General features: G+C 66.0%; 1 protein-coding gene. It reads right to left on the bottom strand.

Annotation, left to right across the window (positions count from 1 at the left end):
* Positions 1–15: 15 nt before the first annotated feature.
* Positions 16–285: transposase family protein (locus FAF44_RS54065; RefSeq protein ID WP_237111241.1), on the bottom strand; the 270-nt coding region annotated here is incomplete at its 5' end.

Here is a 285-nt window from a genome sequence, read left to right as displayed (position 1 = left end):
GAACGCTTTTCATCCTCACGCCGCCTGCGAAACTCGGTGATTCTGCAGGACGGCGATGGCCTTGCACAGGTGGCCGGCCTTGGACGGGCTGCACCGTAGCTTCCGGAGGATCTTCCAGCTCTTCAGCTGGGCGTTGGCACGCTCGCCGGGGCCGCGCAGCCTGGCGTGGGAGCGGTTGGCCTGCTTCTGGGACTCGGGCTTGTTCTTGCCCTTGTACGGGGTGCGGACCAGGCCTTCGGCTCCTTGATAGGCCTTATCGGCCAGCGTGACGATCCCGGCCTGCTC

The organism is Nonomuraea sp. MG754425 (genome assembly GCF_021699195.1).
Taxonomy (GTDB): Bacteria; Actinomycetota; Actinomycetes; order Streptosporangiales; family Streptosporangiaceae; genus Nonomuraea.
Note: the sequence above shows the minus strand (reverse complement) of the source record. Positions and strands in the feature narration are given on the sequence as shown.